At 53.8% G+C, this 18884-nt stretch carries 15 protein-coding genes and 1 tRNA gene; 4 read left to right on the forward strand and 12 right to left on the reverse strand.

The annotated features are described in order from the left end of the window. Nucleotides 1–53 precede the first annotated feature (53 nt). Complete coding sequence (locus tag KRAC_RS27420) at nucleotides 54–497, reverse strand: hypothetical protein (RefSeq protein WP_157507109.1); 444 nt, start codon at nucleotides 495–497, stop codon at nucleotides 54–56. A 600-nt stretch (nucleotides 498–1097) separates the two neighbouring features. Between KRAC_RS27420 and KRAC_RS27425 the strand changes: the two genes are divergently transcribed. The 3 genes from KRAC_RS27425 to KRAC_RS27435 all read left to right on the forward strand — a co-directional run bounded on the left by KRAC_RS27425 (nucleotide 1098) and on the right by KRAC_RS27435 (nucleotide 3709). Beyond that, nucleotides 1098–1550, forward strand: a complete 453-nt coding sequence (locus tag KRAC_RS27425) for a hypothetical protein (RefSeq protein ID WP_007912881.1) — start codon at nucleotides 1098–1100, stop codon at nucleotides 1548–1550. Nucleotides 1551–1985: 435 nt separating this feature from the next. Continuing rightward, on the forward strand, nucleotides 1986–2468 hold the full coding sequence (locus tag KRAC_RS27430) for an FtsB family cell division protein (RefSeq protein WP_007912882.1): 483 nt from the start codon (nucleotides 1986–1988) through the stop codon (nucleotides 2466–2468). A 461-nt stretch (nucleotides 2469–2929) separates the two neighbouring features. Further along, nucleotides 2930–3709: a gamma-glutamyl-gamma-aminobutyrate hydrolase family protein gene (locus KRAC_RS27435; RefSeq protein ID WP_007912885.1), complete on the forward strand. Its 780-nt coding sequence runs from the start codon at nucleotides 2930–2932 to the stop codon at nucleotides 3707–3709. Between the two features lie 293 nt (nucleotides 3710–4002). Here KRAC_RS27435 and KRAC_RS27440 read toward each other — a convergent pair whose 3' ends face one another. From KRAC_RS27440 to KRAC_RS62615, 5 genes are all read right to left on the reverse strand, one after another. Beyond that, a complete protein-coding gene (locus tag KRAC_RS27440) occupies nucleotides 4003–5100 on the reverse strand; it encodes a BMP family lipoprotein (protein WP_040444222.1) in 1098 nt (365 codons plus the stop codon). A 566-nt stretch (nucleotides 5101–5666) separates the two neighbouring features. After that, nucleotides 5667–8468: a LabA-like NYN domain-containing protein gene (locus KRAC_RS69265; RefSeq protein ID WP_007912891.1), complete on the reverse strand. Its 2802-nt coding sequence runs from the start codon at nucleotides 8466–8468 to the stop codon at nucleotides 5667–5669. A gap of 549 nt (nucleotides 8469–9017) precedes the next feature. Further along, the gene (locus KRAC_RS27450) at nucleotides 9018–9821 is read right to left on the reverse strand and encodes a CDP-alcohol phosphatidyltransferase family protein (RefSeq protein WP_007912893.1); all 804 of its coding nucleotides are present in this window, start codon (nucleotides 9819–9821) and stop codon (nucleotides 9018–9020) included. Nucleotides 9822–10217: 396 nt separating this feature from the next. Continuing rightward, entirely contained in the window at nucleotides 10218–11081 is an 864-nt protein-coding gene (locus KRAC_RS62610; RefSeq protein ID WP_007912894.1) for a PHP domain-containing protein, read from the reverse strand. Nucleotides 11082–11356: 275 nt separating this feature from the next. Next, nucleotides 11357–11758: an ArsR/SmtB family transcription factor gene (locus KRAC_RS62615; protein WP_007912896.1), complete on the reverse strand. Its 402-nt coding sequence runs from the start codon at nucleotides 11756–11758 to the stop codon at nucleotides 11357–11359. A 292-nt stretch (nucleotides 11759–12050) separates the two neighbouring features. Between KRAC_RS62615 and KRAC_RS62620 the strand changes: the two genes are divergently transcribed. Continuing rightward, nucleotides 12051–12959, forward strand: coding sequence for an LLM class flavin-dependent oxidoreductase (locus KRAC_RS62620; RefSeq protein ID WP_007912898.1), 909 nt, complete (start codon nucleotides 12051–12053; stop codon nucleotides 12957–12959). A gap of 48 nt (nucleotides 12960–13007) precedes the next feature. Here the strand turns inward: KRAC_RS62620 and KRAC_RS27470 are convergent. From KRAC_RS27470 to KRAC_RS27495, 6 genes are all read right to left on the reverse strand, one after another. Then, nucleotides 13008–13082, reverse strand: a tRNA-Lys gene (locus KRAC_RS27470). A 157-nt stretch (nucleotides 13083–13239) separates the two neighbouring features. Next, the gene (locus KRAC_RS27475; protein WP_007912899.1) at nucleotides 13240–14727 is read right to left on the reverse strand and encodes a sensor histidine kinase; all 1488 of its coding nucleotides are present in this window, start codon (nucleotides 14725–14727) and stop codon (nucleotides 13240–13242) included. A 53-nt stretch (nucleotides 14728–14780) separates the two neighbouring features. After that, nucleotides 14781–15524 (reverse strand): response regulator transcription factor, encoded by a 744-nt coding sequence (locus KRAC_RS27480; protein ID WP_007912901.1) that lies wholly within the window; start codon nucleotides 15522–15524, stop codon nucleotides 14781–14783. A gap of 272 nt (nucleotides 15525–15796) precedes the next feature. After that, complete coding sequence (locus KRAC_RS27485) at nucleotides 15797–16369, reverse strand: NUDIX hydrolase (protein ID WP_244422307.1); 573 nt, start codon at nucleotides 16367–16369, stop codon at nucleotides 15797–15799. Between the two features lie 275 nt (nucleotides 16370–16644). Continuing rightward, entirely contained in the window at nucleotides 16645–17040 is a 396-nt protein-coding gene (locus tag KRAC_RS27490; RefSeq protein WP_007912905.1) for a response regulator, read from the reverse strand. Nucleotides 17041–17231: 191 nt separating this feature from the next. Beyond that, on the reverse strand, nucleotides 17232–18857 hold the full coding sequence (locus tag KRAC_RS27495; protein ID WP_007912907.1) for a benzoate-CoA ligase family protein: 1626 nt from the start codon (nucleotides 18855–18857) through the stop codon (nucleotides 17232–17234). Between the last annotated feature and the right edge of the window lie 27 nt (nucleotides 18858–18884).

Below are 18884 nucleotides of genomic sequence, written 5' to 3' on the forward strand. Positions count from 1 at the left end.
CCAGGAGCGTAGAAGGGTGAAGAGATATAAACAGCGGCTACACTCACAGAGGACTAGCGCGACCTACGACCACGACGCGCAGAATAGCGCGCACTCAGCCAGCTCACCCAGCCAGCTTTCTGTTGCTTATCATAAAAGGGATACCACTCTTTGTCAATCCACTCATTACAAAGGTATAGCTGTTCACCCAGCGAGCGCTGCTCTAGCTCTTTATCAACAACGCTATTAGCGTGAGGATGCTGATATAGGCGCGGACGTGGAGAGCCGAAGCCGTGTACATAGTGCACCAGTTCATGCGCGATCGTCGTGATTAACACACATTCTGGCACCTGCGCAACCTGGAGCAAGGAGTTAATGCCAATGAAGGATGTGTTCTCATCTAACGTCATGCGAATCACCCCCAGGCGCGTCTTCCAGGGATAACAGTAGGCAATACAAACCTCGTTGACAGGTTGAATATCAGCAAAATAACTCTTCCAGATATGCTCAAGGTACACATTTATATCCCGCTCAGGAGAAAATATGCCTACATCATTTATAGAATTTATGGCAGGAGATATCTCGGTCATTGAGATCATTTGGGGACTCCTTAGGATGGTAACACATTAGGTACTTTAAGACTAGTATAGCAGCGCTGCTCTAATTGTGAACATAAGTTTTTATATCTGTAAGGGGTAACTATTCAGGACTTCTCGCCACTACGTGGCTCGCAGGGGTATAGGATGTGCGGTGGAGGTGGGTCGGCGAAGCCGACCCACCTCCACCGCACATCCTATACCCCTGCGAAGCGTCGCAGACGCTGAGAACACCATGTCTAACAAGAGCTCAGCATGACTTTAGTCTTAATAGAAAGCAGAGTATTTTTGGAGCGGGCGGATGGGCAAGGGGAGAGTAAGGACAGCCAGAGAAAAGGGCGTGGTCTTCACCCTAAAAATCCTTGGATCAAAGCTTAAAGGCAGCTTGTAGAAAATTAGATTCTACTTAAAGCTGCAAAAAGTGCGTCAAATCTGGCCAATATTGGCAAGTTTTTCGTCATATTTCCGATACTTCTACTCGTATAGAGAATAGATGTGTAGTAGGAATAAGGAGGAGACACAATGTCCTGTACATTGAGCAGCACAATCGAAGCCATTGAAATGCCCCTGTGGTCTCAAGAAATTCCGGCCACATCAGAGGCAGCATACAAGAGATATGAGACCGCGCCTATGGTTGCGGTCGCGCCAGTACCTGCCACCAGGGTTTCCCCTACAACCGACAAATTGAGTGAAGAAGAGCTTCACAGCTCATTTGAGGAAGCGCTGGAAGAGCGCATCAACTCTGGAGAAATGCGCCGCATCAGCGCCTTGCTTGAGGAGCTGCCCTCGTCTCGCCCATTGTCCCACACCGGGCCGCTGGCACCGAGACAGATGGTGCCATCCGAGTTGCAGAAGTTACTCTCCACCCTGGGAATGCTAAGCGCGAAGACCTATGCCTTGCTCATCGGCTTCGGACTCCTGTGTGTGCTGCTTGGCTTCGATCTCCTGGGTCTCCTCCTCCTCACGACGCGCTAGTCGCCGGTGTGCAGGGGGAAAGCTGCCCCCGGCCATAGAATAGGGATGGCGCTTTTTCCCTCCTCCTTCTCTCGCTTCTGGAAATACTTTTGGTCCGCGAGACGTTGTAGTATATATAGTAGTGTTATTTTCTGGGCAAGTGCTGTGACTGACAGGATCCACCACACACCACCTATCCAGGCGAGCACCACAGGTGCGAGAAGTCAAGCTAAAACTTGCACCACTAAATTTCAGCGTATTCAGCGTATTCTAATATACTTTCGATACAGAGCTTACCTACAAGCAAGTCTTTTCCCAGGCACATAGAGACTCGAATATAGCCTTCATATCCTGAGACCGACAAAATGCTACTTCTAGCGCGTTTATTTCGTATTAAGTACTAAAGACAAGGGCGCAGACAGTTACGCGGCGTCTCGCCGATTGAGAGGAGCGATTGTGCAGCGACGATCAAGGAAGCCACAATTTCCTGCACGCCCCGAGGAGAGTTACGGTCATGTGACCTCCGCCATAGGTCTGGAGGAGACCTTCGGTCACCAGCGGGCCAGGAGGCAGTCTCTCTTCAAGCAAACGCTGATGTGGATTACGGGGCTGATCTGCGCGGTGCTCCTGCTAGGGACCCTGGCTCAGGCCTGGTCCAATAGCCAGTTGACGCGGACGGTACAGAGCGAGCAACAGCGCTTGCAGTCCCTGCAACAGCGCAATGACCAGCTCAAAAAAGACGTAAACAAGTATAAAGATCCAGCCGTAATCGAAAGCGAAGCCAGGCAGCAGTTAGGCTATGTACGTCCAGGCGAGAAGCCTGTTGTGGTCGTACAAGCTGATACGACAACCACAACCAGGACAGCATCCACCAGGACCACGAAGAGTGACTCAGGCTACTGGCTGGAGTGGTTGCAGGCCCTCTTTGGCAATGGCTAAACCATCTCGATAAGCCAAAGGTCCTCTTGTAAGCGTACAATTCTTGACATTACTTGTATGATAAATGTATAACATCTGTATAGAAATGTCATAACAAGCTTAAACGTCAGGTAACAACAGATGAAGCAGCAGCGTGTTCTTGCGACAAAATTTACCCTTATGATTATTCAGCTCCAGCATTGGCTGGAGCTTACAGGGTTTGTAGTAAGAACATTGCGTTTCGTGGAATGAGGGAGTAGCAGCTACCCGCTAGCGAAACGCACAAACGCAAGTTTGGTGTTTCGCTTTTTTTTATTATGATTTTATTCCGAAACCCAACGTCACTCGCGTGACTAGCGCTTCCCCCATTCGGGGACAAGCGCGCTCAGGATTTCGGATAAGAAGATCTTTCTTGCGGATCTTTTCACCGCAATCATCAATGTGAACGAGTTTGAACACATTTAGAAAGGCAGTAACTGGTAATGCGTCCATTAATCGGTATACCTTGTCATGCAGGCGTGGGGGCTGAGTCGGATCGGCCCATATTCTACAACAACATAGCATACATACGGGCAGTGGAAGCAGCGGGTGGCGTCCCTATTCTCATCCCAATTCTTGACGATCTCGCGGGCCTCCAGACGCTTCTGCCTCGCCTCGATGGTTTGTTACTCTCAGGTGGAATCGACCTGCATCCGCGCCACTATAATGAGGAGCCGCATCCCATGCTGGGAAAAACCAACCCGCAGCTCGATGATTTGGAGCTGGAGCTGGTCCGCTGGGTTGTGCGGGAGAATCTTCCCACAATTGGTATTTGCCGTGGTATGCAGATGTTAAATGTGGCCCTGGGTGGCAGCCTCTACCAGGATCTGGAGGCGCAGTATCCCCAGAGCTTGAAGCATCCCAACTGGGAGTTACCGCGCAATCAGATCGTCCACCGCATCAACGTTCAGGAGGAGAGCCGCATGGCTACTATCCTGGGCAAGTATGATCTGGGCGTCAATAGCCTGCATCACCAGGCGGTGAAAGAACCTGGTTCCGGGGTCATCATCAGTGGACGGGCAGAGGATGGTGTGGCGGAGTTATTGGAGATACCTGATCATCGCTTTATGCTCGCGGCCCAATGTCATCCCGAAGAAATCTGGAATGATGAGCCAGCATGGAAAAATCTCTTTGGAGCCTTTATTGAGGAATGCTCTCAGCCTGTAGTCAAGCAGCTTCATGCCATGGATACAGTACTCGAGGTTAGTGCCAGGACGGCCTAAGGATTTTTGACCCATGAGAGACGCCTGTACGTCTGAAGTCAGGGATTACGCCCTTCTTTATCTTCACTCGCACACACGTTTACCTGAGCCTACCTTTTATGCGAAACCCAACCCCCTTTCGGGGGCACGCGCCACTCTCGTGGCTAGCGCTCCGCGCGAAGGTTTCCTGATAAGGCCTACAGTAAAATTGATAATAAACAAACTTATGCCAATGTTGTCATATTTACACTAAAAAGTCGAAAGCGGCCACCCAGAGTAGAGTAACCGCTTTCGACTTTGGCGTTTGATCGTGTTTATTTGTCCGCAGGAATGTCAGCAGGCGGCGTCAGCGTGCCGCTCTTGATCATCTGCGCGAACTCGTCGGCCTTGGCCTTGGCGTCGGCAGGAACATCGCTCGAAGGCGTCGCATACCCAACACCATCCTGCTTCAGGTCGAAGACGGGAGGAGTGTTGGTGTACTGGTTCTTCGAGAAGTTGACAATCGTGCTGTAGACAGCGGTATCAACGCGCTTGAGAGCGCTGGTGATGACATTGCTGTGCAGGTAACCCTGGTCAGCGTCGACACCAATACCATATACGCCCTTCTGGTTGGCAGCGTCCAGTGCGCCGATACCACAACCACCAGCGACCTGGAAGACGATGTCCGACTTATGCTGGTCGATCTGGGTCAGAGCCAGGTCTTTACACTTGGCAACGTTGGCGAAATCCTGGGAGAAGCCAACCACGACTTTGACCTGGGGATCAACCTTCTGCGCGCAGTACTTGTAGCCCGCGATGTAGTGGTTCACGGGGGGGATCGCCTGGCCACCAACCGCGCTAATGGTATTTGAACCGGAGAGCTTTGGCAGCTTGCTCTTGCCATCAAGCTCCATCTGGCCCGCCATCGCACCTACGAGACAACCCGCCTCCTGCTCTTTGAAGAAGAGCGGCGCAACGTTTGGCAGGTTGGTGCAGTCAAACTTACCTGGAGCCGTGGCACAGCCATCAATGATGGCGAACTTTTTGTTGGGGAACTGCTTGGCAACCTGGTAGATAGGGGTCTGCATCAGGAAGCCAACGGCGAAGACGAGGTCAGCAGCCTGGGCAGCCTGGGTCAGGTTTGAGACATAGTCGTTCTGTGATGTCGACTGGATGACACGCTCGTCGAAGTTCAACTCTTTCCTGGCTTTGGTATAACCAACATATGAGAGGTGGTTAAAACCATTGTCGTTCAGGCCGCCGATGTCGGTTACCAGGGAGACCTTGATGGGGGCAGCGGTGTTACCACTATTAGAATTGTTACCACCATTTGAGCTACCACCACAAGCAGAGAGCACCATGGCTACGAGCGAGAGCAGCAGAGTAATCTGGACGAACCAGCCATACTTACCACGCAAATACGGGCGACGCATTCGATAGGGTCCTTTCTCCTCTATAGATAGAGAAATATATAAAAAATGTGAACATAGCAACCAGTTATCACAGGTGGCTTGTACGATCACAAAAATCGTCAAATATAGATCCACTGATATAGAACTGGTATTCCTCAGATTTTGAAGGGTGAAAAATGACCCGTACCAGGACATCTCTCCCCTGCTTATTTCCACACTCGCGCTCAGAAAGGACTCTGCTGGGAAATTGAGAACTGCGCCATACTTGGTAGGGACCAGCTTTAGCGCGTCCGAAGGCGATTAATCGCCTGTGGGCGCAGCCCAAAACGTTCCCAAGCACATGTTGGCAGTAGTTGTCTGTTGCCCATAAAAGGCCCCGGCTAGCGCCGCACTGCCATGAATGGCATTCGGACGCGCTAAAGCTGGTCCCTACAGGTCTGAGAGAGCATGGATGCTTTTTTACTGCCTGCCAGTTTCGTAGTATAGCATTCTTCTTGCTGTGAAGCAAAAAAATGCATCTTGAATCAGCACAAAAAAATGGCAGGGTTAAAAACCGCTGCCATTTTAACATATTTTCTCTGGGATTACTACGAGCGAATTTCTTCGAGCAACGAGAGGTTGACAAAGAGATCGCAGCTCTGGCGCAGGGTGGCAGACATCGCCTCGTCAAAGGCCGCCACTTCAACGCGCACACCATGATCGGAGCAGTAGTCGAGCATAGGCATAAAGTCACTGTCACCACTGACTAGCACAATGCAGTCGACCGCGCGCCCCTCAACCAGGCGTACGACATCCATACACAGGTCGAGGTCCAGGTCGGCCTTTTTCGCCCCGCTGGAGAAGGTCTTGTAGTTCTTAGTAGTAATGCGATAGCCCAGACCCTTCACGGCCTGCAAGAACATCTGCTCATCACCGGCCTGGGGGCTGGTGGGACAATAGGCCTGTGCACGCACCAGGCGGCGATTACCGCGCAGAAAGTCCAGCAGCTTGCCAAAGTCAACCGACATGCGCAGGGTACGCGCTGAGTAGAGCAGGTTGGCCACGTCGACGAAGACGCCTACGCGCTCGGTCGAGGGGAAAGGAGGCAGGGTGACCGAAACATTGGTGGGAGCCTGCGCTTGACGGCGCATCTCTGTCACCAGGCGGTCTGACTGCAACTGCAAGGCCTGCACAATCGAGTTGGTAAAGTGATTAAACGCGGCGGCGCTGGGCATACCCTCCTGGCCACGACCCGAGCCGGGCGTTGAGACTGGGTAGGAAGGCGCACGCTGAGTCTCGGCGCGGGCAATGGTGCGCCCATCGCGGCTCAAGACACTGCCACGGGCGGGCGAGGGATCAGGTCCCATAAATGGGCCGGGCAGATCGCCGCCATGATTCATCTGGTTGATCGTGTAGCCCGACACGATGGAATATGCCATCCCTGAAGGAGACTGAGGCAATGGGCTCATTGGTGTCGCGAGTTCATTGTTCTGTCCACGCGCGGACGCGGTTGGCTGCGCGGGCGCGGTTGGTTGGGCTAGCGCGGTTGGCTGCGCTAGCGCTGGTGCGGGTGTTGGCTCTGAAGGCATCGGGGTAACCGGCACGCTCGTGCTACCTGTCGTAGGGCGATGGCGACGACGACGACGTGAAGATGCCGCCTTCTGCAATTCAGAATATTCCAGGGGTGGCAGGTCTTCAGGAGCGATCTCCTCGACGGCCGCCGCCAGGGTTGTATATGTTGGTGTATTATCCAAGTTTGGCGCTACAGGGGATGTTGCCATAGTGCTTGTCACTTCTTTCTGGCGCTCATGCCCCCGACGACGCCCATTCTCTTTGGCGGGTGGCGTCGCTATTTCGGAGGCAGTAGAATCCTGATTAGCTTTCTTGATTGTCTGTCCTTCGCGACCCGCTGCGGTCTCCGCAGCTTTCGGCGCCACTTCTGGCTGGGCTTCGGCTTCAACCGCGCGGATCTCCGGGGTCTCTTTGGTCTCTTTTAAACTCTCTTCGGCACGCACGGCTGGGGCTGAAGGGGTCGTCCCGTTGGTGGCACTGGGCGCACCACTAGTGGCAGGCGCCGGCTTAGCCGCTGCTGCTTTTGAGGCAGAGGGACGGTCAAAGCGATAACGACGCACGGGACGTGGCGGTGTGCTCTCAGCAGGCGCGGGCGCAGCTTCTGGCTGGGCCTCGGCTTCTGGCTGGGCCGGAGCCTCAGCCTCATTTGAGGCGGCTTTCTCCTTTTCGCGCTCCTCGCGCAGGTGGCGGGCGCTATGACGAGGGAAGCGAATGCGCGAGGCCGGGCGCAAGAGAGGTGAGACCGCTCGCTCTTTTACTGGCTGAGCGGCGCTCTCCTCTTCGCTCTTCTCTGACTCCACATTTTTCTTCTCTTCGCTCTCGCTCATGCTTGTAGGTACCTCTTCCGTCGTGCGCTCAGGCACTGTCTCCTGCGTATCAGCAGGACTAGAAATCGTCTCGTCCAAACGCTCAGGCTCGGCAACGGGAGTAGAGCCAGTCGCCTCTTCTCCTGCCACCATATCCTGGCTCTCTTCCTGCTCCTGCCCAGTCTGCGTACGCTCCACCTGGCGCTTTGCCAGGGGTGAAAGCAGCGCGAAGGCCTCTAGCTGCGACTCACGCAGCGAGGCATCAAAGCGCGCCTGGGCCTCGGCCTGGCGAAATTCTTCAATGAAAGAGGTAAAGGAACGAACCTCGTCTTCCTTTGACGCATGTAGCGAGGCAAAGCTTTCCTGACCAAATGGAGACAATTTCTCCTCGATGGCCTGGACATCTACTTCAATCACCGTTGGGGGCTGGGATTCAGGCGTCTCGGCCTCGCTGGTGCCTACGGTGCCTACTACAGGCAACGGCTCCTGCTCAGGCGTCGTGGGTGCCTCCTGCGCCTGCTCTTCTGTCGCGCGCGGGGCTTCGACCGTCTCCTCTTGAGCGGGGATCTCCGCATCAGTCGGTTGCGTTACCTCGGCACGATTTGTGTCCGTTTCTGAGAGTGTCGGTAGCTCCTTCTGAGAGGTATCGGCAACGCTTTCGGCCTTCTCGGCAACGGGTGCAGCCTCTTCCTGCTCGTGTGCGGACGAGGCAGTGCTCAGCGCAGGGGATGGTGCAGATGCAGAAACCTCACTCGACGTGGGCAAAGATGCCTCAGTATCAGTGGAGGAAGATGCTACTGGAGTTGTAGGCTCTTCAGCCTGCTGCTGAGCCTCCTCCTCCTCAACATGCTGCTCCTGAGAAACAGTGTCAGCAACGACAGGAAAGGAGGGACCTGTCGCAGCCTCGGCCTCAGAAGAAGTGGCGGTTTCAGATGCGGTCGACTCAACCGTTGAGTTGGGGTCTGACGGATGCTCTACAATGTTCGCATCAACGTCATTGTGATCATCAGAATGAGAATGTTTTGTTGCCACTAAGATCTCCAGTCTCAGTCACTACGGACAGAGCACAGGGAATCATCATAGGAAGCACGACCGAGGGATGTGGGCGAAACACTGCACGATGGCTTCTAATGGGAAGGCCAGATAAGCCTATCAGCCCTGAGGCAGATGCTTATCAACAAAGGCCTCTAGAAGTATATCAATCAGATGCAGTTTCACAACCTACCTGGTGCGTCATCAGCATTTATGCGATTGTGCGTAAGCGAATATACTACCTATTTGAAAACCTGAGCGTGTGAGCGCTAGTCACCCCCATTCGGGGGCAGGCGCGAGTGGCGCTGTACCCCGCATGGGGAGTTGGTTTTCGCATAAGAAGGTACCAGGGCGAAGTGAAGATCTTTTCTGATGAATCATCGTAGTCAAGTCTCCGCCCTCCATCAACTCTTAGCAGTCCTGCCCTATGGAATGATGTTTTACGAACAAAGCACGCAGGCCTTCACCATAGGTGTACATAGCCTCGTGTTATACACGCATGTGTTCTCTGTACTCTAATCCGATCTCGCAAAGTCTATGCCGTTAGAATCATTCGTGTTTTATGCCCTCATTGAGAGGCGAAACGCTCGAGGGCAAGGGACGAGGGTTCGATTGAACGTTTTTGTCCGTCCCCGTGTTCAAGGTTGTATAAGGTATCGAATGACGCTGTTCGGGTTTACTGGTATCGTTTTGCTCATGAGATTGCTGTCGGGACGATTGCGCGACCTGAGCATGTGCGGACCGGCGAACAGACAGCCAGACCGCGAGCATCCGCTCTATAGCGGTTACATTTGAGAGTACCGCGAGCAGGGCCAGCGCCCAGATACCAGTACCAGTAATAAGACCTAAAGCCAGTAGGATGACACGTTCCGGGCGAGCCAGAAGTCCGACCTTGCACTCGATGCCCAGGCCTTCGGCGCGCGCTTTTGTGTAACTGACCATCAGCGATCCGACAACAGAAACAAAAATCAGAGTCACCATCCAGCCTTGCTCAAAGGGAGCAGGCCAGACCACGTCATGTACATTGGGATGCTGTAACGCATAGATGAGCAATCCCAAGAGAATGATACTCTCTGAATAGCGGTCGATGGTCGAATCGAGAAAAGCGCCAAAGGTGGTCGCGGCATTTTGGACGCGAGCCATTGCCCCGTCAAACATGTCAAAAATGCCCGCAAACAGCACCAGCCATCCCCCAAGTACCAGTGATCCCTGCGCAATGACTACTGCGGTAAGAATGCTCAGCACTAGTCCAATGCCAGTCAACATATTGGGGGTGACACCCGAGCGGGCCAGGGGTTGTACGATGTACATTACCAGTTGCCTGGCTCGTTGCTGTATGCGCCTACTAAACATATATCTATTGTATCATACTTCGCCCCGATGGGACTAGCTCTTTTTGGTAGAAGATGGGCTTTCGCTAAAAAATGGTTGTCAAGCAGACAAATTTCCTATGCAGCATAGCTGGGGAGAACCTGGCTAGCAGCCATGGCTGACAGGTTCCGCGCTTCCTCGTTTCGGCCAGGTGCATAGAGGGAAGAAATCCGCTCCTTCATATCTTGTTTAACCACCAAAAAGTCTTAGGAGAAAAGTTTGTACCTCTGTGGACAGGGCAGTTCTATAGCAACAGTCAATAAGCGGCTTATTATAGCAGAAACTTGGGAGCAGTACCAGTAGTTAAGGATAAGGGGTGTAGGCAGAGAAAAGGGCGTTCTCTGCCCTTTTCTCTGCCTACACCCCTTATTTATTATTCTAGGCGATTTGCGCGATATCGGTATTGATGCGCTCGCGACGGGCCTCACGCCCTTGCTTGCTCACCAGGTAGCGTACCCATTGCGCGTACGCCCCTACATTCCAGAGCTTGCCGCCAGGGGCCGTCTGACCCGCCAGGATCATCGTGCGCAGGTCGGTCGCGTTCTCTCCCTCAAACCAGGTTACGCCGCTAGCGATGGCGCTCAAGGAGTGCGCGTCGCTATTGCCCAGTTCGGGCAGGCCATAGCGCTGGCGATTGATGCTCATAGCGACGCCATTGGCATAGATGCCACAAAAGCTGGCGTTCCAGGTCTCCGCGCCGTCGAACCAGACGTCTTGCGCGGCGTGGATGCGATCCATGACGGTACGCTGACAGCTATGGCGGAAGAAGCGATGCAGGGGGTGCGCAATAATTGCCAGGCCACCCTGTTCGTGAATTAGATCGATGCTCCGCTCCATGCTCAAACCAGCGGGAACGCGCTTCTCGATAAAGAGGCCCAGCAGGTGCCCCTCTTTCGTGGTCACCTCTTCGCCAACAATAAAGTCGAAGCGGTATGATCCCTCGCGCCAGAGGTCACGTGCACGCAACGATCCCTCAATCACATCATGATCGGTGATCGCGATGACATCCAGATCGGTGTTATGCTCGACATGTTGGAGGATCTGCTCAATCGTTGCGCTACCATCGCTATAAGTACTATGCATGTGGACGTCGGCTTTGCCATGTTTGCCAGCGGCTTGCGCCTGCTGCAATGTCATTTGTTTGCGGCGCGCCAGCTCTGCGGTCCCAAGCGAGGCGATCGTGTTGCTATTAAGTGCTTTGCTCTCATTGCCAGTGCCATTGTAACCATCACGAGTAACCATGTAGCTCCTTCTATACCTTTCGTATCACAAGTGCATACGTACCGACTATTTCACTACAGACAATACCATGAATGCGTTAAGTTTCCCTCTTAAGGCAAGGTAAAATGCGCAAAGTTTTTGTAATACTTTGTAATACTCAGGTAATTTTTGTTAAAAAAATTACCTCTTCTGCACATACTCAACCTCGGAAAAAGCTCTGGGAAACGCACGTTATGCCGAAGCAAGGGTGGCATATCTGTATGATGTTGTCGAAACGTAGAGTTTTTTAAATGCATCTAGTCATTCATGCTCGCGTCAGCCTCGATGAGAGCGCTCCCTACGGGAAGAACCTCTAGAATCTGAGAGGGATCTACTAACCGTCCCAGGCGCTCAAGACACTGCTGAAAACGCGAGTGATTTAAAGAACAATACACCTGGCGCCCCGTACGGCGCGTCTGAATGAGGCCCGCACGACGCAGTTTACGCAGATGCCATGAGACCAATGGCTGACTAATGTTGAGCATTGCGGTCAGATCGGTCACCGAAATCTCAGGCTGGCGGGCCAGGTGATAGACGATGGTGAGTCGAGCGACGCCACCCAGAGCTTTCGTCATCATTTTTAGATCGCGCCAGTCTTCCATAAACTGCCTATCGCTCTCCAGAGAAGTTGCTTCTCTTTCATCAACACTTACGATCAACTAGCTCTCCTCCTAAACTATATTATCGGCTAGGAGAGGTCCAGCCTTAACATATAAAGCTTTATTTATATTTTATCTATCTCTCTCCCACATGTCAAGGCATCTATCAACATTTCTTTATGTATCAACAAGGGATTTCTCTGTTTTATGCCCTGGGCTGCCGAAAAAATAAGTTGGGGACACACCAGTCCCCGGCAGGAGGGAGACCCTCCTGCACCTCCCCTTTCTCATTCGCACAATGGCTGCTCTTGCTGCTAGAATGAATATATATTCTGATAGAAGGAGTATCTTCATGAAAATAGGTGTAGCACTTCCTATCGCCGAGCGCGAAGGGCAGCAGGTAGAGTACGACGAGATCCGCGCCCTGGCGCTCCAGGCAGAGGACGAGGGGCTGGATTCAATCTGGTTCTATGATCATTTGCTCTTCCGCTCACAGGGAGAACCTACGCGTGGCATCTGGGAATGTTGGACACTTTTGAGCGCGCTGGCCGAGGCGACAAAGCGTGTCGAATTAGGTACTTTAGTCCTATGCACCGCTTTTCGTAATCCCGCGTTGCTGGCGAAGATGGCGGTGACGCTTGATGCTATCAGCAGAGGCCGCCTGATTCTGGGGCTGGGCGCAGGCTGGCATCAGCCTGAGTTCGATGCCTTTGGCCTTCCTTTTGACCACCTGGCGGGTCGCTTCGAGGAGGCGCTCAACATTATTGTTCCGCTGGTGCGCGAGGGGAAGGTCGATTTCGAGGGTCAGTACTATAGCGCCAAAGAGTGCGAGATGGCGCCCGGAAATATTCGCGCCGGTGGGCCGCCTATTTTGATCGGCGCCTCGCGGCCGCGTATGCTGGAGCTTACGGCGCGTCACGCTGATCTCTGGAATACTTGCTGGCTGGGCCCTGTGGCAGCCCTTGCTCCACGTCTGGCACCTCTTGAGGAGGCTCGCCAGAAGGTGGGACGTGAGGCTGGCAAGCCAGGGGTGACCGTTGGCGTGTTCGTCCATATTCTGGCGGCAGGGGAAAAGGTTCCGGCCGAAGTTGATCGTGAACGCGTTATTGTGGGCACGGTTGAGGAGGTTGGACAGGCCCTGTACGACTATCAGCAGGCGGGCGCGGTTCATTTGATCTGCGCGCTGCGTGAGAATACCAGCCAGGCATACACCCGGTTGGCCCAGGCCGCGCAATACTGCCGCAAGCTACAAGCTCAGTAAAGCCTCGATAACGACAAAAAACCCGCTTCTTGTAAGAAGCGGGTTTCCTGGTGGGTGACCAGGGAGTCGAACCCTGAACCTGTCGATTAAGAGTCGAATGCTCTGCCATTGAGCTAGTCACCCGTGCGACGCCATTAATACTACCACAGGTCATATACGAAGTCAAGCATTCTGCCAATGAATTTTTCCGCTTGGGAAAAAAAGAGATATGCCTGGCTGGTGGGCTGTGCCCACCAGCCAGGCATATCTCTTTTTTCAAGCGGCACCCGATTCTGCTCTGCTATACCTGGGCGGGCAAGAGAACTTTCTCGGCCATGGGGAGGGAGAAGCTGATACGTGTTCCCTTGCCGGGTGTGCTCCTGGCCCAGACCTTGCCCCCATGAGCGGTGATGATCGCACGCACGATGGAGAGGCCCAGGCCGCTACCACCAGTGGCACCTGTGCGCGAGCGGTCGGCACGATAGAAGCGCTCGAAGATGTGCGGCAGGTCTGCCGAGTCAATGCCCACACCCGTATCCTCGATCCAGACCTCCACAGACTGCCCTGATTCTCCAGGGTGCGCCCCAACCGTTATCGTCCCCCCTACTGGAGTGTGACGGCGGGCGTTATCCAATAAATTCAACAAAACCTGGGTAACGCGATCACTATCGGCCTGTACCAGAGGTACATCGTCCCGCGTTTCGTTATGGACGACAATGCCCGCGTGCTCACACTCTGGCTCGATAACCGCTAAGGTCTCTGCTATGAGCTCATGGAGCGAGAGTGGGGCCAGGTCAAGCCGCGTACGACCAGACTCCAGGGAGGTCATCTGTTGTAGGTCTGCTACCATACGACGCAAGCGCTGTACCTCTCGCCCAATACGTTGCGCGGTCTCCTGGCGCGCAGCCGGATCCTGGATCATATCGTCGGCCAGGGCCTCGCTAAAGCCCTGGATGGCTGTCAGAGGTGTGGCCAGGTCATGGGCGATATTGGCGAGTAGCTCCCGGCGCGCCTGCTCCTGGCGCCGTAACTCATTGACATCGGATTCAATGGTATCGGCCATTTCATTGAAAGTCTGAGCCAGGAGACCCAGTTCATCCTGGGCCGCGGGGACGGGCACACGCTGGGCGTATTTCCCCTGCTTCATCTGCTCCGCGGCGAGAGTCAGCCATTTGAGGGGCCGCGTCATGCTGCGTGTGAGCAGGAGGCTAAAGAGCAGGACCAGGCTGCCCACAATCAGCGCCGTCAGCTCGATTGAACTATTGATGCGATTGATTAGGGCGTCCGAATCGGCTTTGGGATCAGAGATAAACAGGGCACCAATGATCTGTCCATTAATCCTCATGGGAACACTGATATAGATTGACAGAAAGGAGCCTTTGGCAGTGGAGACGTTTAAGTAGCCATCATCCTCCTGTCCGTTCAGCGATTTGTGCAGAGCGTTACCGAGCGTGGGATCTTTACAAGAAACGAAGCCGTAAGGCTGGAAACATACAATATCCTGCCCACTGGCATCCACAATTTTCTGAATCTCAGGCTCACTAGAGACCAGGGTGCCATATTTATTGCCCCAAGTATAGCCCTGCTGGCGGTATTTATTCTCGTAATAGCCAGCAAAATAGATGGCCTTCTGACGGAGGTTGTCGTGCTGGGCCTCGCGATAAAAACTTTGTATCGCCAGCGAGATCACGATGGAGAGAATCAGGATCGCGCCAATGGTCACAAGCAATAGACTAAGCGTAAGCTTGGTGCGTAGACCAACTTGTGTGATATCGAAAGGCCTCTTCATGCTTCACCTTACCTGCCTGCATCCAAATACCCAGCTAGAGTGGGCATGGCTCCTCAAGAGGACGACTCCATGCCTGGAGGAACAAACTTATATCCCACGCCCCAGACCGTCTGAATGACCTGTTGCACCTGTTTCGTAGACTCTAGCTTCTTGCGCAGCGTGCCAATGTGGACATCGACCGTACGCCCATCTCCCAGGTAGCTATAGCCCCAGACCTGGTTGAGGAGCGTCTCGCGTGTGAACACCCGGTCTGGAGCCTTCGCCATGAGCGCCAGAAGGTCAAACTCTTTGACGGTCAGCGAGAGCGCCTGCGGGCCGACGGTGACGCGCCGCGCGGGTATATTAATCAATAGGGGGCCATAGCTCAGCTCTTCGCCTGATGCGCTCTTCTCATCGGCGTGATGTCCCTCGCCCTCCACACCGGGACTGGAATAGAGGCCAGCCCGGCGCAGGATGGCCTTGACACGGCTTATGACCTCGCGGGGGCTGAAGGGCTTAACCAGGTAATCGTCCGCGCCCGAATCCAGGCCTGCGATGCGGTCCTCTTCGCCCTGGCGCGCAGTGAGCATCAGGATAGGCGTATTGGCCCAGGTACGAATACGCCGACATACCTCCATGCCATCGAGCATAGGCAGCATCAGGTCTAGAATCACTAGATCTGGCTTCTCGCGTGCATGGAGTTCAATACCAGCTATGCCATCGTTAGCGGTAACGACGGCATAGCCCGCCTGTTCAAGATAGAGGCGGAGCAACTGGGCAATATTTGCTTCATCTTCAATGACGAGAATCTTCATCATTCTCTACAACCTGTTTCCCTGGAAGAATATGGTGTTACTATAGCAGACGCACATCAAAGAACTTTAAGAAATATGTAAAGCTTTTTTAAGCTACGCACTGACTGCTACTACTCTGTTAAACTTCATTTGAAAGGTATTCATGCCGCCTGCGGCGGCGGGGGAAAGGGACGCAGAGGGGCTGACGCCCCTCTGCACTCCCCACGTCCTCTCCTTTTCAATTGAGCTTGAACAGAATACTACGCTTCGTTTTCCGCTTCACGCCACATTCCAGTCTACTCTCTGGGCTTGAGGTATCCCAAACGCTCCAGGGCCATATACGCGGCCGCAATCTGTCCCTGTACCAGAAACTCTCCGCGATGAATAAGCTCAAGTAGCTCCGCTGGCGTGACCAGCAGGTTCTCAATGACCTCCAAGGGGTCAGGCTTGGGGACTCCTGTTTGCTGGATATTCCGCGCCAGGTACCACCAGACACGTGTGCGCGCCCCCGTAGGGTTAGCATACATATGAGCCAGGAACTCCATATCCTCCGCGACAGCGACGCTATAGCCGGTCTCCTCCATCAGCTCGCGGTGCGCCGTCATAAGCGGATTCTCATACTCATCTGGATCGATTCCCCCTGCCGGAAACTCTAGCACCACCTGGCCGATACCATGCTTGTACTGGCGATTGAGCAAGAAGCGACCATCCTCTGTAACGGGTACCACGCCCGCCCAACCAAAGTTCTCAATGATGTAATAGTCTTCAACGATTGGCCCGCCTGGTACCTCTACGCACTCGCTACGCACCCGCAAATAGGGGGTATCTAAAAGCTGCCGTGATGATAGCGTCTTCCATGGCGCATGCATATCCTTCAAAACAGGGGTTCTCCTTCACTATAGAAGTATACGAAAATGGTTGCACACACATTGTAGCACTGTTTCTCACCTCTCAGGAGAGCCTTCCAATTCTCCTCTGGCACCAGCCTCGGCTCACTACGCTCGCCTCGGGATAAAGGGGATGTGTGTGGAAAACGGCAAAGCCGTTTTCCACACACATCCCCTTTATCCCGAGCACCGCAGGCGCGAAGGATGCTCAACCCCATATGTATGAGAATTAAAAAGCCCTGGCTTCCATTGGCAGCTTATTGACTTAATAACTGGTTGATGGTATTTGTCAGAGTATCAATGTCAAAAGGCTTCTCTAGCCCCAGGAGGTGACGTTCCTCTAGTTCCTCGGTGCGCTGGCCCAGGCTCGCGCTGGTGATGATTGTAGGAACATGAGAGAGATCTTTCATGGCATGAAGGCGGTCATAGAGTTCGATTCCAGTCATTTCGCGCAATAGATAATCGATAATTAACATATCAACCTGAATACTATGCGCCAGGTTGAGCGCTTCATGCGGGGTTGTGGCAAGCAAGGTATAAAATTGTGGCTCCTCGGAGAGAGCCATTTTCATGACCTCACCAATGGCCTCGTCATCTTCAACGACGAGAATCACCTTGAGGGCTTTGTTCTCCACGCTCTGGTCTTGCGCCATATTCTACCTTCATTCCGCCTAGTGTCTAAGGATAGACGTTATTTGCTCACGAGTTCTGAACACATACAGATAACACGCCAGGGGCATCGGTACAAAAGACACGACGCCCCCAAATGGGTTATTATCATTCTCTATCCCTATCGACACTACGTAGGTAGAGATGAAGGTTGATCGCGCATACGTTAGTAACGCTATATATCAAGCGGAACCGTTTCGCCAGTGCCTCGCAATAAGAAGCGCTGGATTTTGCCTGTCGCGGTCTTAGGGAGCTCGGCGCGGAACTCGATGTAGCGGGGATACTTGTGGGGTGCCAGTCGCCCCTTCACAAATTCCTTAAGCTCCTCTTCCAGGGACTCCGAAGGCTCTATACCCTGCTTGAGAACCACATAAGCCTTGGGCTTGACGAGCTGCGCCTCATCTAAGTCAGCTACTACCGCCGCTTCAAGCACCATGGGATGAGCGATCAGAGTGTTCTCGACCTCTACTGGCGAGACCCATTGCCCGCTCACTTTGAGCATGTCATCGGAGCGCCCACAGTACCAAAAGTACCCCTCCTCATCGAGATAATATTTGTCACCAGTAGAAATCCAGTGTCCATTGATTGTATCCTTCGTCTTCTCATGTTTGTTCCAGTACGAGGCGGCAATACTCTCGCCACTGATCAAGAGGTTGCCGATATCCCCCTGGGGTACAGACTGGCCCTGCTCATCGACCAGGAGCGCCTGGTAACCTGGAACAAGCTTGCCCGTGCTGCCGGGGCGAATATCGTCAAAGCGGTTGCTGATAAAGATGTGCAGAATCTCGGTTGAGCCAATGCCATCGAGAATGGGTACCTGGAAGGCATCCTGCCAGCGTCGCAGGAGATCGGCGGGCAGCGCCTCTCCGGCGGAGACACAGACACGTAGCGAGGAACAATCAAAGCGGCGTGCGGCCTCAGGTAGCGCCAGCATACTGGCATACAAAGTGGGAACGCCAAAGAAGATACTTGGGCGATACTGCTCAATCACGCGGAACATGTCTTCCGCCACGGCGCGCCCTGGATAGTGGATAGCAGAGCCACCAACGCCAAAGGGGAAGTAGAGACCATTACCCAGGCCATAGGCAAAGAAGAGCTTGGCAGCGGAGAAAGTGACATCCTGCTCATGTATGCCCAGAACGGCGCGGGCATAGTACTCGGTACAGTACAACATATCATGCTGCAAGTGTACACAGCCCTTGGGGAAACCTGTGCTACCCGAGCTATAGAGCCAGAAGGCGCTATCATCCTTGCTGGTTGCTGCCGCCGCCAGGCTCGCCGAGGTCCGTGCAATCCACGGCTCAAATGCATGCGTCTGGGCATCAAGCGCGCTCTGTGTGCCACTCTCTTCAACGATCACAATATGGCGCAGAAAGGCCAGTTGTGGGCGTAAGGCCTGAATGGTGGGCCAGAGCGAGGCATGAACCAGGAGCACACGCGCCCGGCTATCGTTCAGCATATAGAGATAGTCAGCGGAGCGGAGCAGGGTATTCATGGGAACAGGGACCGCACCAATCTTGATCGCGCCAAAGAAGGCCGCGGCAAAGTAAGGAGAATCGAGCAAGAGCAGGGCAACACGTTGCTCCTGGTCTACTCCCAGGTCGAGCAGCGCGTTGCCCACACGGTTCGCCAGTTCGCTTACCTGGGCGTAAGTATAGGTCTGGCCCTCATAATAAATGGCGGGACGCTCGCCGCGCCCCTCTACAAGATGACGATCCAGAAAGACTGAGGTCGCGTTGAGCTGATCGGGAACAATAACCTGTGGCGTCGCGGGATCGTGTACGGGCTTGGCGTAGAGCATTGGCACACCTCTTTCATCTTCGAAAGA

It is taken from the genome of Ktedonobacter racemifer DSM 44963, assembly GCF_000178855.1.
GTDB classification, from domain to species: domain Bacteria; phylum Chloroflexota; class Ktedonobacteria; order Ktedonobacterales; family Ktedonobacteraceae; genus Ktedonobacter; species Ktedonobacter racemifer.

What these genes read in the sequence shown, in the direction of transcription:
- KRAC_RS27425 (WP_007912881.1), top strand. Translation starts at nt 1,098, where the DNA reads ATGTCCTGTACATTGAGCAGCACAATCGAAGCCATTGAAATGCCCCTG.
- KRAC_RS27435 (WP_007912885.1), top strand. Translation starts at nt 2,930, where the DNA reads ATGCGTCCATTAATCGGTATACCTTGTCATGCAGGCGTGGGGGCTGAG.
- KRAC_RS27440 (WP_040444222.1), bottom strand. Translation starts at nt 5,100, where the DNA reads ATGCGTCGCCCGTATTTGCGTGGTAAGTATGGCTGGTTCGTCCAGATT.
- KRAC_RS27450 (WP_007912893.1), bottom strand. Translation starts at nt 9,821, where the DNA reads ATGTTTAGTAGGCGCATACAGCAACGAGCCAGGCAACTGGTAATGTAC.
- KRAC_RS62610 (WP_007912894.1), bottom strand. Translation starts at nt 11,081, where the DNA reads ATGGTTACTCGTGATGGTTACAATGGCACTGGCAATGAGAGCAAAGCA.
- KRAC_RS62620 (WP_007912898.1), top strand. Translation starts at nt 12,051, where the DNA reads ATGAAAATAGGTGTAGCACTTCCTATCGCCGAGCGCGAAGGGCAGCAG.
- KRAC_RS27475 (WP_007912899.1), bottom strand. Translation starts at nt 14,727, where the DNA reads ATGAAGAGGCCTTTCGATATCACACAAGTTGGTCTACGCACCAAGCTT.
- KRAC_RS27480 (WP_007912901.1), bottom strand. Translation starts at nt 15,524, where the DNA reads ATGATGAAGATTCTCGTCATTGAAGATGAAGCAAATATTGCCCAGTTG.
- KRAC_RS27485 (WP_244422307.1), bottom strand. Translation starts at nt 16,369, where the DNA reads ATGCATGCGCCATGGAAGACGCTATCATCACGGCAGCTTTTAGATACC.
- KRAC_RS27490 (WP_007912905.1), bottom strand. Translation starts at nt 17,040, where the DNA reads ATGGCGCAAGACCAGAGCGTGGAGAACAAAGCCCTCAAGGTGATTCTC.
- KRAC_RS27495 (WP_007912907.1), bottom strand. Translation starts at nt 18,857, where the DNA reads ATGCTCTACGCCAAGCCCGTACACGATCCCGCGACGCCACAGGTTATT.